Genomic DNA, 14,255 nt, shown 5'->3' with positions numbered 1-14,255 from the left:
GCATGTGTTTCTTTCGCGATCTTTCCATTGGCCGGAAGCTGCTGCTGGTGATCATGTTCACCAGTATGACGGCCGTGATTCTCGCCTCCACCACCTTGTTGCTCAACGACTACCTTTCCTTCCGCAAGGGCATGGAGCGCGATCTGGACGTCATCTCCCGGATTATTGCCGGGAACCTCAACGCTGCGCTCTACTTTCAGGATGCAGGGGCCGCGGAGGAGACACTCTCCGCCCTGGCCAACAACCCGCGCATCCGCGGCGGGTGGCTTTATGCGGCGAATGGCTCCCTGTTCGCAGCCTACGCCCGCGGAGACGTGGAGCAGGTCAAAGGGTTCGCCAGGCTGGGCATCCCCATGTTCGGCGAGGGCATGCGCCTGGACGGTCACAGCATGGCCCGGTACTTGCCGGTTCACGTGGAGGGCGAGCCTGTGGGCACGCTCTACGTGGAGAGCGACCTGCAGGAGCTGGACAACCGCCTGCACGCCAACCTCGGCCTAGCCTTTCTTGTGTGCGTGGCCGCGGCTATCGTGGCCTTCGCGCTCTCCACCGTGTTCAAGCGGATCATGATCACGCCGGCCGCGGCCCTGGCGGAAACGGCGCGGCGCATCTCGCGCGACAGGGACTACACCGCACGCGCCCAGCAGTACGGCGGGGACGAGCTGGGCCAGCTCGCACACACCTTCAATGAGATGCTCGATGAGGTCCAGCGCCGTGACGAAGCCCTGGCCCGCTACAGCCGCGACCTGGAGCAGGAGGTGGCCGAGCGCAGCAAGATCCAGCAGCAGCTGCAGATGGCCAAGGACAGCGCCGAGGAGTCCAACCGCATGAAGAGCGAGTTCCTGTCCATGGTCTCGCACGAGCTGCGCACGCCGCTGACCTCGGTGCGCGGCTACGCCAAGCTCAGCCACAAGCGGCTCCGGCGCTATGTCTTCCCCCTTGTGCCCAACAGCGACCCCAAGCTCGCCAAGATCAAGCGCCAGCTCGACGAGAACATGCAGATCATCGTCTCGGAGAGCGAACGGCTGACCTTCCTCATCAACGACGTGCTCGACCTGAACAAGCTGGACGCCGGCGCTGTGGACTGGAGCATGGAACCGTATGACGTGGCCGAGATCGTGGAGCATGCGCTCAACGTTTGCGGCAACCTCTTCGACGGCAAGCCAATCGAGAGCTCCATGCTTGTCACCAATGGAATTCCGCGGGTGCGGTGCGACCGCAACCGTATCCTCCAGGTGCTTATCAATCTCGTCTCGAATGCGGCCAAGTTCACTCCCGCTGGGGAGGTAACAGTGCGTGTGGAGCGGAACGCCGACACCGTGGTTGTCAGCGTCTCGGACACGGGCATCGGCATCCAGCCGGAGCATCGCGAGGCCATCTTCGAGCGCTTCCGCCAGCTCGGGGACACGCTCACCGACCGGCCGGCCGGCACCGGCCTCGGCCTGGCCATCTGCAGGGAAATTGTCGAGGTCCACGGCGGCCGCATCTGGGTGGAACCCCATAGCAGTCAGGGCAGCGTCTTCTTTTTCACGTTGCCCATCGCCGGGAGCGTGGCGGGTTCGCAGAATACCAGGATGCTCTAGCCGCGCGGATACCTGTGGGCTGGTGCCGGGCCTTGAGCGCTTGCGCCGGGGCAGGGCTCGGGCGTAGGAATCGGGCAGCGCCGGAGCAGAACGCGCAAAGACGCGGCGCGGTTAGCGGCGATGGCGAGGAAGAGCAATGGGACCGAGCGAAGCCTTGATAGCTTTTGTGCCCGCGGCAGGGCTGCTGGCCATTACTCCGGGCCTGGACACGGCGCTGGTTCTGCGCACCGCGGCCAGCGAGAACGGCTGGCGCGCCCTGTGCGCCGGAGCGGGCATCTGTCTGGGCTGCCTGCTGTGGGGCATTGTCGCGGCCTTCGGACTGGGCGCGCTGCTCGACGCCTCCCGAACGGCCTACACCGCGTTACGTTGGGCAGGGGCCGCCTACCTCATCTATCTGGGCGGCCGCATGGCGCTCAATGCGCGCAGCAGAATGGACGAGGCGGCCGGGGAGAGCGCAGCACCGGGAGCTTCGACAGCCGTCCCAGCCGGCGGTTGGCCAAGCATATGGCTATCCCGCGGCCTGCTCACGAACATCCTGAACCCCAAGGTCGGCGTGTTCTACGTGACCTTTCTGCCGCAGTTCGTGCCGGCCGGTGTGGATGTGCGCTCCTTCACGCTGCTCCTCGCCTCCATCCACGTGCTGGAGAGCTTCCTCTGGTTCGTGCTGCTCATCGCCATGACCCGGCCCCTGGCCGCGGCGCTCTGCCGTCCGGGCGTGGTGCGCACCCTGGACCGGATCACCGGCGGCATCCTCATCGCCTTTGGCCTGAAGCTCTTTTTCAGCGCCCGCCACGCCTGATCCGCATTGTACGGTCAACAGTCGGCAAGGCAACAAATCGTTACCTTCCGAATAAAAAAACGGCGGCCGGGTTCATTCCCGACCGCCGCGTACGGCGTTATCATTTATATAAGGGGATAGAAGCTATCTCAACAGCAGCCATTTTGTTTGTGGCAAGGCAGGCGAGCCTGACGCCGCCACAGGGCAAAAGAGCACTGCTGGCTTCTAGTCCTCCAGGCTCATGCAGGTGTACTTGAGCTCCACGTAGTCGTCGATGCCGTGGCTGGAGCCTTCGCGGCCCAGTCCGCTTTCCTTGACGCCGCCGAAGGGCGCCTCGCAACTGGAGAGCAGGCCCTCGTTGACGCCCACAAGGCCGTACTCCAGGGTCTCGGAGACGCGGAAGGCGCGGCCGATGCTGCGGGTGTAGAGGTAGGCGGCCAAGCCGTAGTTGGTGTCGTTGGCCTGGGCCACGGCCTCTTCTTCCTCGGTAAAGCGGAAGACCGGGGCCAGCGGGCCAAAGGTCTCGTCCTTGGCAAAGCACATCTCCCGCGTGGCGTCGGCCAGCACGGTGGGCTCGAAGAAGTTGCCGCCCAGCTCGTGGCGCTTGCCGCCGACCACGACGCGGCCGCCCTTGCTCAAGGCGTCGCCGATCTGGGACTCCACGTGGGCCACGGCCTTGCCGTCGATGAGCGGGCCCTGGGTCACGCCTTCGTCCATGCCGTTGCCCACCTTGAGCTCGGCCACGGCCTTGCTGAACTTCTCCACGAACTCGTCGTACACGCCGTCCTGCACGTAGAAGCGGTTGGTGCACACGCAGGTCTGGCCGCTGTTGCGGTACTTGCTGGCCACGGCGCCGGCCACGGCGCGGTCCAGGTTGGCGTCGTCGAAGATCAGGAAGGGCGCGTTGCCGCCCAGCTCCATGGAGACCTTCTTCACGGTGCCGGCACACTGCTCCAGCAGGACCTTGCCCACGCTGGTGGAGCCGGTGAAGCTGACCTTGCGCACGGTGGGGTTGGCGGTGAGCTCGCCGCCGATGGCCCGGGCGTCGCCGGTGACCACGTTGATGATGCCCTCGGGCACGCCGGCTTCCAGGGCCAGCTCGGCCATGGCCAGAGCGGAGAAGGGCGTCTGGCTGGCCGGCTTGATGACCGAGGGGCAGCCAACGGCCAGGGCCGGGCCGATCTTGCGGGCGATCATGGCCATGGGGAAGTTCCAGGGGGTGATGATGCCCACCACGCCAACCGGGGCCTTGGTCACGAGCAGGGTCCTGCCGGGCACGGGCGGCGGGACGATCTCGCCGTAGACCCGGCGGGCTTCCTCGGCGAACCAGCGCAGATAGCCGGCGCCGTAGGCGATCTCACCGCTTGCCTCGGGCAGGGGCTTGCCCTGCTCCAGGGTCATCAGCTCGGCCAGCTCGTCCTGGTGCTCCATGATCAGGTCGCGCCAGCGCAGGATGACGTCGGCGCGCTGGATGGCCGTGCGGGCGCGCCAGCCGGCAAAGGCAGCGGCGGCGGCCTCGATGGCGCGGGCGGTCTCGGCCTTGCCGCATTTGGGCACCGTGCCGATAATCTCCCCGGTGGCCGGGTTGTCCACCTTGATGGTATCTCCAGAATCAGCCGCGATCCATTCACTGCCCACAAGGCAGGCGTTTCGCGACAAAACGCGTTCCAAAAGCGACATTGTCGTGTCTCCTAAAGTTTGATCACAATCGTCGTCATGAACGAGAGCCCGTGCGCACGCCGGAAGCGGACCATGGTCCGCCCCAATGGCGCGGCGGCCTAGAGGCCGAGGTAGGCGGTCTTCACATGCGGATCGTTCATCAGATGCGAGGCTTCGCCTTCCATAGCGACGCGGCCGTGCTCCAGCACGTAGGCCCGGTCCGAAAGGGCCAACGAGTTCTTCACGTCCTGCTCCACCAGAAGCACCGTAGCGCCCTGGTCGGCAATAGCCCGTACATTGTTGAAGATTTCCTGCATCAGAATGGGGGCCAGGCCAAGGGATGGTTCGTCGAGCATGAGCAGCTTGGGGCAGGCCATCATGCCGCGGCCGATGGCCACCATCTGCTGCTCGCCGCCGGAAAGGGTCATGGCAAGCTGCTCGGTGCGTTCCTTGAGTCTTGGAAAGAGCTCGTACACGTTCTTGAGGGTTTCGTCCTTCACCGCATTGGCGCGCCTGTTGTACGCGCCAACGATGAGATTATCGAAAACAGTCATGAGGTGGAAGAGCTTTCGTCCCTCCGGAACCTGAACCACGCCGCGCTCCACGATTTTCTCGGGTGTCAGCGTATGCAGGGGCGCGCCCTCGAAGTTGATGGCGCCCGAGCCCACGCCGAGCAGGCCGGAGATGGTGCGCAGCAGGGTGGTCTTGCCGGCGCCGTTGCCGCCGATGATGGAGACGACCTCGCCCTCGTTCACGTGCAGGGACACGTCGTACAGAACCTGAACATCGCCGTAGGAGACATTGACGTCGTTCAACTCAAGCAGCGGCATAGTCTTCTCCCAGGTACGCCTTGATCACATTCTCGTCGCAGGCCACTGCCTGCGGTTCGCCGGAACAGATTTTCTTTCCAAAGTGGATAACCACGATTTCGTCGGACAGGGCCATGATCGCACGCATGATGTGCTCGATGACAAAGACGGTGACGCCGTTGTCGCGCATCTGCTTGATGATGGCGATCATCTCGTCCACCTCCGTGGGACGCAGGCCGGCCATAACCTCGTCCAGAAGCAGCAGCTTGGGCTTGGTGGCCAGGGCGCGGGCGATCTCCAGCCGCTTGCGGTCGGCAATGGTCAGGGAGCTGGAACGGAGGTCCTTCTTGTCCGCCATGTTCAGGAACTCCAGCACCTCCTCGGCGTCGCGGCGGGCCTGCTCCGTGCTGTCCGTGCGGGCAAAGGCCCCCACCATGACGTTGTAGAGCACGGACTTGGTGCCGAACGGTTTGACGATCTGGAAGGTGCGGGCCATGCCCTTCTTGCAGAGGTTCCAGGGCTTCTGGCCCACGATGTTCTCGCCGTCGAAGAGGATCTCGCCGCCCGTGGGCTTGTACACGCCGGCCACGCAGTTGAAGGCCGTGGACTTGCCGGCGCCGTTGGGGCCGATGAGTCCCAGGATGGCCTGCTTCTCGATGTTCAGGCTGAGATTGTCCACGGCGCGCAGGCCGCCGAAGTCCATGGTCAGGTTCTTGAGCTCAAGCATGGCCATTTACGCACCCTCCTTGGCGTTCTCGGTCACGCCGGGAGTCTCCGAGGAGCCGCCGGAGGTGAACTTGGCGGCGACCTTGTTGAAGAGTCGGCCCAGGGGTTCGGCCAGTCCGCGCGGCTGGTACAGCATGACCACGATGAGGATGACGCCGTAGATGATGAGGTGCATGCCGGGCAGGCTGTCGCTGAAGTAGATGCGGCTGAGCTCGCTGACCGGCCGGAGCAGGAACGCGCCCAGGATGGGCCCGGCTATGGAGCCGCGGCCGCCCACCAGCGCGATGAACGCGAGCTCGAAGGAGAGGTCGAGGGTCAGCACGCTCTTGGGGTAGATGAACAGGGTGAGCTGGGCCAGGAACGTGCCGGCCAGGGCCGTGAGGAACGAGCTCATGACCATGGCGACGACCTTGCTCCGCGCCACGTTCACGCCCAGGGCCTGGGCCGCTTCCGGCTCCTCGCCGCCAGCCTGCAGGCAGTAGCCCAGCTTGGAGCGGGAGATGTACCAGGTGAGCAGCGCCACGGCGATGAGCATGACCAGGATGATGTAGTAGTAGGGCTCCTTGGTGGAGAACTGGAAGGCCCAGAAGCCACCCTCGCCCGGAGAGAGCGGCGGGATGTTCAGGCCGCGCGGCCCGTTGAGCTTGAGCGGGCCCAGGTAATCGAGGTTCTCCACGATTACGCGGACGCCTTCCACAAAGGCCATGGTGGACAGTGCGAAGTACGCGCCGCGCATCTTGAGCGTGGGTTTGCCTATCAGGTAGCCCACGAAGGCGGCCACCAGACCGCCGGCGAGCATGCCGATCCAGGGGCTGACTCCCCACTGCAGCCAGAGGGCCGTGGAGATGTACGCCCCGATGCCCACGAACACGGAGTGGCCCAGCGGCAGCACGCCTGCAAAGCCGCCGACCAGGTTCCAGCTCGTGGTCATGTAGGCGAAAAGATAGAGCATTATCAGAAGGTGCAGGTACGTGGGGCTCTGCACCACCAGGGGCAGCAAGAACGCCGTGGCGATGAGCACGGCGAGAAGTGTCTGCTTGAATTGTTTCGGCGTCATGGTCATCTCGTATTGGGCTTACCAATCGTGCTTCTGGCCGAACAGGCCGGAAGGTTTGAAGAAGAGCACCATCAAGAAGAGGCCGTACACAATGGCCTCGGTCCAGGTGGCGGTCATGTACATGGGGCCCAGCGATTCGATGAGCCCGACGATGATGCCGCCCACAAGGGCTCCGGGGATGCTGCCCAGTCCGCCCAGAACCACGATGACGAACGACTTGACGTCAAAGGGTACGCCCACGCTGGGATAGACATTGTAGAAAGGCGTGAGCACCACGCCGGCGATGCCGGCGATGGCGGTACCGATGCCGAAGGCGATGTTGAATATCTTCCATTGGTTGATGCCCATCAAACTGGCGGCGTCGCGGTCCAGGCTCACGGCGCGGATGGCGCGGCCGGTGCGCGTCTTTTGCATGAACCAGTAGAGGCCGGCGCAGGTGGCGAATGTGGCGACAGCGCCGTAGAGCTTGGGCACGGAGATGAAGATCTGGCCGAGCTCCAGCATTTGGCCCTTGAGCGGGTTGGGGGTGAGGGCGCGGTAGTCCGGGCCGAAGAGCAGCAGCGCGAGGTTGTCCAGCACGTACCACATGCCCGTGGTGACGATGATCACGGTGGTGGGTTCGCGGACGTCGCGCTCCGCCTTGAAGATGGGCCGGATGAGCCAGTGCTGCGAGGCGTAGCCGAAGAAGAACATGGCGGGAACGACCAGCAGCAGCGCCACATACGGGTGCAGCCCGGTGAGCGCCACGGCCCAGTACGCCACGAACATGCCCACCATGATGAAGGAGCCGTGGGCGAAGTTGATAACCTTGAGCACGCCGAAGACGAGCGTGAGGCCGAGCGCCACCAGTCCGTAAATGGACCCCATGAGCACGCCGTTGATTACGTCTTGGAGGAGGAAGACAAAATCCATCACCGTCTCCGGGATTCGCTGTGTAATGCGTTCATGAGAAGTTCTCGGTCGCGCCGCCTACAGAGCTTGTTTGCAGGATGGCTCTGATGCGGCGCCGTGTCGATGCGTAATTCGTGTATCGCTTTGTCGAAAAAGCCACGGGCGGACGGCGTTGCCCGCCCGCGGCTCTGGTCTGTTCGTCTACTTCTGGGGCATGGGGAACACCGGGGTGTAGCCTTCACGGCGTGCGTTCTTGGGCCACACGGTGATGCGCTCCAGGCCGTTGCCGATGTCGTTGATCTGCACAACGGCAAGGGCGGCGTTCTCGTTCTGGCCGGTCTCGTCGAACTTGACGGAGTCGTAGGTCGTGATCAGGCCCTCGCCCGAGTACTCGGTGGCGGCCAGGGCGTCACGGATGGCCGTGGGCTCCAGAGAGCCGGCGCGCTCCAGCGCATCGGCCATCACGTACATGGCCACATAGGCGTCCACGGCCTCGCCGGTCATGTTGGTGCCGTAGCGCTCCTTGTACTTGGCGTTCACTTCCTTGGCGCCGGGCTTGTTCACGTCGGCTTCCCACTCCACGATGTCGAAGACATACTTGGCGTTGTCGCCGGTGGCGCTGAGGAAGGTGGGGTCGGCGTGGCCGCCGCCGGAGCCGATGATGACCTTGGGGCTGACCTTGTAGTCGGCCAGGGTGTTGGTCAGCAGGATGGCGTCTGCCGCGTTGGAGACGAGCATCAGCACGTCAGGGCGGGCGCGGCGGATCTTGTTGACCACGGGGGTGAGGTCCGTGGCGGAGGAGGGGTAGGGCTCGTTCAGAACCACCTCGTAGCCATGCTCCTTGGCCAGCTCCACCCACTGGGCGGCGAAGCCGGTGCCCCAGTCGCCGTTCTCATACACAAAGGCCACGGTCTTCAGCTCGTCGCCGAACTCCTTCTGCATGTCGTCCAGGAAGGCGAACTGGTCGCGGGTCCACCAGGAGTCCTTGGCCGCGATGCGGAAGACGTACTTGAAGCCGCGCTCCGTGATGGTGTCGCGCACGGACACGGGAACGATGTAGGGAACGCCGTAGCGCTCGGCCACCGCGGTGGAGGGGTAGGTCACGCCGGAGTTCCAGGCGCCGGTGATGACGTTGACCTTTTCCGTGTTGATGAAGCGCTCGGCCTCGGTCACGCCCACGTTGGGGTCGGACTTGGAGTCGGCGTACAGAAGCTCGATCTTGGCTCCGCCGAGGGACTTGATGCCGCCGGCCTCGTTGATCTCCTCGATGGCCATTTCACGGGCCTGCTTGCCCTGCTGGCCCACGGAAGCCGAGGGACCGGAAAGCGGGAGGATGTTGCCCACCTTGACCACGGTCTCGGCGTGCGCGGTGCCGAGCCCGAGGTGCATGGCGAGGACCATCGCACACATAGTCACGATCATTGTCAGTTTTTTCATTACCTTCTCCATTTTCGGGTTTCCTTCCACGTATTACTCATTCGACAATGCGATTCAAACCTATGCGCACACGGCGGTCAGGCCGGCGTCCAGAATGGCCATGCCCTTGTCCAGCTGCTCCTCGGTGATGACCAGCGGCATGAGTGTGCGGATGACGTTGCCGTAGTTGCCGCAGGACAGCAGGATCAGGCCGTGCTCCAGGCAGTAGGCGGTGAGCGCCTTGGTCTTGGCCGTTGCCGGCTCCTTGGTGGTCGGGTCCTCCACCATCTCCAGGGCCAGCATGGGGCCCTTGCCGCGGATGTCGCCGATGATGGGGTGCTTCTTCTGCAGCGCTTCGAAGCGGCTGCGCAGGTCCGCGCCCAGCTCCTTGGCCCGGTCCAGCAGGCCGTCGTTCTGCAGGGCGTCGATGGCGGCCAGGGAGGCGGCGCAGCTCACTGGGTTGCCGCCGTATGTGCCGCCCAGACCGCCGGGATGCGGCGCATCCATGATGTCGGCGCGGCCCACCACGCCGGAGATGGGCATGCCGCCGCCCATGCTCTTGGCCACTGTGGTCAGGTCCGCGGCCACGCCCCAGTGCTCCATGGCGAACATGGTGCCGGTGCGGCCCATGCCGGCCTGGACCTCGTCGACCACGAAAATGATGTCGTTATCCTTGCATATCTGCTGCAGCTTGGGGAAGTACTCGGGCGGCGGGGTGATGAAACCGCCCTCGCCGAGGATGGGCTCGGCGATGAGGCAGGCGATGTTCTCGGCCGCGGCGTTGCTGATGAAGAAGTCCTTGAGCTTGTCGGCGCAGGCGCACTCGCAGGCGGGGTACTCCTTGCCCAGCGGGCAGCGGTAGCAGTAGGCGGAGATCATGCGGTAGACCTCCGGCGCGTACGGGCCGAAGTTGAACTTGTAGGGCTTGACCTTGCTGGTCATGGTCATGGTCAGCAGGGTGCGGCCGTGGAAGCTGTTCTCGAAGACAATGACGCCGGGCTTGCCGCTGGCGCAGCGGGAGATCTTCACGGCGTTCTCCACGGCCTCGGCGCCGCTGTTGAAGAAGGCGGCGCGCTTTTCGAAGTCGCCGGGGGAGATCTCGACCAGCTTTTCGGCCAGGGCCACGTACCCTTCGTACATGGCAATATGGAAGCAGGAGTGCAGCAGCTTGTCGGCCTGTTCCTTGATGGCGTCGACAACCTTGGTGTTGCAGTGGCCTACGTTGACGACGCCGATGCCGCCGGCGAAATCGATGAACTCACGGCCGTCCATGTCGACGAAGGCCGCGCCTTCGGCGTGGTCTACGAAGATGGGGCCGATGTTGGAGACTCCCTTGGCAACGGCTTTTTTGCGTCGTTCAAATAGAGCTGCATTGGTTTGGGGCATGAGTGCGGTCCTTTATTGAAAATTCCAGGAAATTTGGTTGAAGCAATGCCATAGCCTGCTGCGTGGAGCGGCATAGGGTTACAGCAAAACGCATGCCTGGATAAAAAAAGATGGAATGGCAGGGTGTTGTAGAATGGTGGCAGTAAAGGCATATTTATTGCTGATACGATATTGAATCGAACAAAAAAGTTAATATACTGAAATATAAGAGAAACACCTTTGATTCTTTTATAAATCAAAACAGGCGCGGAGAGAGCGCTGGCTGGATAACCATGCCAGATACCCCGTCGAATATGGCTGTATCGCCTTGCAGGCGGTGGATATCGGGGATGAAGCGTTTATACGCTTCGATTCAGATATGAATCAAAACGGCTAAAGCGAGAGGCCGTGCTTCTTGAGTTTACGCACTACGGTGGGCTGGCTGGTGCCGAGCAATGCAGCCACCTGTCGGGTGGTGCTGCAGGCGGCCACGGCCCGTTGCAGGGCCAGGCGTTCGGCCCGGTCCAGCTCCTGCGACAGGCTCAGCTCCCGGCTGGGCGAGTCGCCTGACGGCGAGTGCAGAGCGTCCTCGAAGAACTCATCGAGCACGTCGCCGTCGTGTAAGGCCACGCCTTTCTTGATGATGTTCACCAGCTCGCGGACGTTGCCGGGGAACGGGTAAGCCTGGAAGATGTCCAGGGTGCGGGTTGTGAACCGTTTGGTCTGGCCGAACTTCTCATTATACACGGTGAGGTAGTGGCTGGTGAGCTCGAAGAGGTCTTCCATGCGCTCACGCAGCGGCGGGATGGAGAGCACGAAGGTGTTCAGCCTGTAGAAGAGGTCCTGGCGGAACCTGTTTTTCCGGACCATGAGCTCCAGGTCGCGGTTGGTGGCCGCGATGATGGAGCACTGCATCTTCTTGGGCGTGCGGCCGCCCACGGGCAGGTACTCGTTCTCGTCCAGGCACTTGAGCAGCTTGGCCTGCACGGACAGGGGCAGCTCGCCCACCTCGTCCAGAAACAGAGTGCCGTCGCCGGCCAGGCCGATGAGCCCGATCTTGCCGCGCTCCGAAGCGCCGGTGAAGGCGCCTTTTTCGTGGCCGAAGAGCTCGGCCTCGAACAGCGACTCCGGCAGGGCCGCGCAGTTGATGCTGATGAACGGCTTGTCCCGGCGGGGGCTGTTCTTGTGTATGAACTTGGCGGCCAGACTCTTGCCCGTGCCGGACTCGCCCAGCAGCAGGATGCCCGAGGCGTCGAGCTGCGCCAGCTTCATGGCCGTGGTCAGGAGCTTGCGCATGGCCTTGCTCTCGGCAACGATGCCGGCCTGGTCCAGCTCCAGCATCATGAAGCCGGTGAGCTCGTCCTGGGCCTTTTCCTTGGCCCGGGTCATGCTCTCCAGATTCGATTTGAGCCGATTGAGGTCCGTCACGTCGCGCTCGTTGACCACCACCAGGTTGATCTCGCCCTTCTCGTCAAAGGCCGGCGTGCCTGTGACCAGCAGCTCTTTTTCCGTGCGCTTGATGTGCTGCATGATGGAGACCTGCTCCTTGCAGCGCAGCACCTCCACCGTAACCGAGCGATCCACCATGCCGCTGAGCACGATGGTCTCCACGTTGCGGCCGATTACGGCCTCGGCGCGGATGCCGTTGATCTGCTCCGAGGCGCGGTTGATGCTGATGACGATGCCGTCGCCGTCGCAGACCCAGATGCCGTCGCTGGAGGCGTCGAAGATCGTCTGGAGCTGCTTGGAAAGCCGGCGGTGGGAATCCAGTTTGGTGGCCAGTTCCTCGAATCGTTCCGGCCGCTGCAGGCTGACCACGGCGCCGGCCAATACGCCGTCCGCCATGAGCGGCGTGATCTCGAAGAACAGCTCCTCGCCCCGATCCACGATGCGGCCGTCGCCGTGCCGGAACTCCTCTGTCTGCATGGCTTTCCTGGCCTGCGGCGCGGCCAGGGGCAGGATGGATTCCGCCTCGATGCCCACACGGTAGTGGTCGCGGCCGCGGCCTGTGAGAAAGATCTTGGCGCGCTCGTTGAGGTAGGTCACGCGGCAGTCGAGATCCATGGTGACAATAGCGTAGCTGACGCTGTCCAGGATGTGCAGGTACTGGTTCGGGACTGACATGGCGGCTCCGTGGCGGGCAGGGCGCCCGTCCGGAGTACGCTATGGAGTCGCGCGGCTTCCGTCAACGCCTCCTGGCGCAATGCCGGGCAGGAGCCACGCGCCGGCAGGGCCTCAAGGCCCGAACGCCATCCCCCAGCGTACCCCTCTTGCAGGTTGATTAGGCCTATCAGTCCTGAATCATAGCGCAATTTATTGCGCCTGACGCCGCCGGAACGCGCCGGCGGCGTTCGCTGTCCCGTGCCGTCCGGCGCGGTGGAACAGAGGGGTCTCCAGCGCAGCGATGCGGAGTTGACAATTCTGCGCAGACGCCAAGAATTATTATTACGCAAATGTAATTTAGTTTAAGATCTGAATAACAAATTTGTAAAAAATTTGAACAAGATTAAATCTCTGATCCTGCCAAAAATCTATAACAAAACGAATTCAATGACAAAATAAAATTGACGTTTTTTGGGAACGCTTCTTGCTCGGGCTTGTGTTCTGTTGGTGCGCGTGGGTGTTTTTGCGCATAACTAACTGTAATTGTGGTAAATCAAATGTAAATGCCGCAAGTTCGGCAAAAATGAAAGTGCCGGGGAGAATCGAGTTAAACCGCCAAAAAATAATTTCCAAGATTGGGAAAAACAGAATCAGAGTGGTTTCAATTTCGTTAACTTTTTAATGAAGAGAAGGAGTGGATTGCAATGAAACGTAGAGACTTCATCAAAAAAGCCAGTGTGGGCGCAACCGCCGCCGCTGCAACGACCACCATCGCAGCGCCTTTTGTTCACGCTGCCAAGAAAACACCCATCCGCTGGCGCCTGCAGACCTATGCTGGCCCGGCTCTTGCCGAGCACGTGATCAAGCCTCAGATCGAGGCCTTCAACAAGATCGCCAACGGCGACATGGTCATCGAGCTGTACAACGCCGACCAACTCGTCCCCACCCCCGAGCTGTTCCGCGCCATGCAGAAGGGCACCATCGACGCCGTGCAGAGCGATGACGACTCCATTGCCGCTCCTGTGGATGTCTCCGTCTTCGCCGCCTACTTCCCCTTTGCCACCCGCTACTCCCTGGACGTGCCCACCCTGTTCAATCAGTACGGGCTCAACGAGATCTGGGAAGAGGCCTACAACGAGGTGGATGGCGTGACCTGGCTCGGCTCCGGCCCCTGGGACCCCTGCAACTTCGCCACCAAGTCCCCCATCAACTCCCTGGAAGACCTCAAGGGCAAGCGCGTCTTTACCTTCCCCACCGGCGGCAAGTTCCTGCAGCGCTTCGGCGTGGTGCCGGTGACTCTGCCGTGGGAGGACGTGGAAGTGGCCCTGCAGACCGGCGAGCTGGACGGCATTGCCTGGTCCGGCATCACCGAGGACTACACCGTGGGTTGGGCCGACGTGACCGAGTACTACCTGACCAACAACATCTCCGGCGCCTGGATCGGCTCGTACTTCGCCAACTCCGAGAAGTGGGAAGCCGTGCCCGAGCATCTCAAAGCGCTCTTCAAGGTCACCATGGACAGCTCCAACTACAACCGCATGAGCTGGTACTGGTGGGGCGAGGCGCACTACCGCGTCAACGGCGGCAAGCTCAAGCTCACCACCATTCCCGAGCACGAGTGGGACAAGGTGGAGGCCGAGGCCGTCAAGTACTGGGATGAGATCGCGGCCAAGAGCCCCCGCAACGCCAAGGTGGTCGAGATCCTCAAGAAGTACACCGATACCATGAAAAAGGCTGGCAAGCCGTACCGTTACGCCGACTAACACTCTGCCGCGGGTTTGTTTCCACCGCGCTTTGACACCGTTCCTTCCCCGGTTCCGTGCGCCGCATGGGCCGGGGAAGGCTGCTCTTGCCGGCCGGCGACGTCAGCG

The 14,255-nt window shown here is 62.8% G+C and carries 11 protein-coding genes; 3 read left to right on the top strand and 8 right to left on the bottom strand.

Going from position 1 to position 14,255, the window contains the following annotated elements; genetic code table 11:
• Positions 1–2 precede the first annotated feature (2 nt).
• The gene (locus tag E8L03_RS12805; RefSeq protein WP_171267558.1) at positions 3–1,580 is read left to right on the top strand and encodes a sensor histidine kinase; all 1,578 of its coding nucleotides are present in this window, start codon (positions 3–5) and stop codon (positions 1,578–1,580) included.
• Between the two features lie 136 nt (positions 1,581–1,716).
• Positions 1,717–2,379, top strand: coding sequence for a LysE family translocator (locus E8L03_RS12800; RefSeq protein WP_171267557.1), 663 nt, complete (start codon positions 1,717–1,719; stop codon positions 2,377–2,379).
• Between the two features lie 204 nt (positions 2,380–2,583).
• Here E8L03_RS12800 and E8L03_RS12795 read toward each other — a convergent pair whose 3' ends face one another.
• The 8 genes from E8L03_RS12795 to E8L03_RS12760 form a co-directional block, all read right to left on the bottom strand.
• A complete protein-coding gene (locus E8L03_RS12795) occupies positions 2,584–4,038 on the bottom strand; it encodes an NAD-dependent succinate-semialdehyde dehydrogenase (RefSeq protein ID WP_171267556.1) in 1,455 nt (484 codons plus the stop codon).
• A gap of 98 nt (positions 4,039–4,136) precedes the next feature.
• Entirely contained in the window at positions 4,137–4,847 is a 711-nt protein-coding gene (locus tag E8L03_RS12790) for an ABC transporter ATP-binding protein (RefSeq protein ID WP_144306791.1), read from the bottom strand.
• Positions 4,834–5,559, bottom strand: coding sequence for an ABC transporter ATP-binding protein (locus tag E8L03_RS12785; RefSeq protein WP_144306790.1), 726 nt, complete (start codon positions 5,557–5,559; stop codon positions 4,834–4,836). Before E8L03_RS12785 ends, E8L03_RS12790 begins: the two co-directional genes overlap by 14 nt.
• Positions 5,560–6,609 carry a branched-chain amino acid ABC transporter permease gene (locus E8L03_RS12780; protein ID WP_144306789.1) on the bottom strand — a complete coding sequence of 350 codons (1,050 nt, stop codon included), beginning with the start codon at positions 6,607–6,609 and terminating at the stop codon, positions 5,560–5,562. It lies immediately after the preceding gene.
• An 18-nt stretch (positions 6,610–6,627) separates the two neighbouring features.
• On the bottom strand, positions 6,628–7,521 hold the full coding sequence (locus E8L03_RS12775) for a branched-chain amino acid ABC transporter permease (protein ID WP_144306788.1): 894 nt from the start codon (positions 7,519–7,521) through the stop codon (positions 6,628–6,630).
• Positions 7,522–7,701: 180 nt separating this feature from the next.
• On the bottom strand, positions 7,702–8,937 hold the full coding sequence (locus E8L03_RS12770) for an ABC transporter substrate-binding protein (protein WP_171267555.1): 1,236 nt from the start codon (positions 8,935–8,937) through the stop codon (positions 7,702–7,704).
• A 60-nt stretch (positions 8,938–8,997) separates the two neighbouring features.
• Entirely contained in the window at positions 8,998–10,302 is a 1,305-nt protein-coding gene (gene gabT / locus E8L03_RS12765) for a 4-aminobutyrate--2-oxoglutarate transaminase (protein WP_171267554.1), read from the bottom strand.
• A 372-nt stretch (positions 10,303–10,674) separates the two neighbouring features.
• Positions 10,675–12,405: a sigma 54-interacting transcriptional regulator gene (locus E8L03_RS12760; protein WP_244963522.1), complete on the bottom strand. Its 1,731-nt coding sequence runs from the start codon at positions 12,403–12,405 to the stop codon at positions 10,675–10,677.
• Between the two features lie 683 nt (positions 12,406–13,088).
• Here E8L03_RS12760 and E8L03_RS12755 point away from each other — a divergent pair.
• Entirely contained in the window at positions 13,089–14,147 is a 1,059-nt protein-coding gene (locus tag E8L03_RS12755; protein ID WP_144306785.1) for a TRAP transporter substrate-binding protein, read from the top strand.
• Positions 14,148–14,255 lie beyond the last annotated feature (108 nt).

Origin of the sequence: Oceanidesulfovibrio marinus (genome assembly GCF_013085545.1) — a bacterium.
GTDB lineage: Bacteria > Desulfobacterota > Desulfovibrionia > Desulfovibrionales > Desulfovibrionaceae > Oceanidesulfovibrio > Oceanidesulfovibrio marinus.
This window is presented reverse-complemented; position numbering and strand designations above follow the sequence as displayed.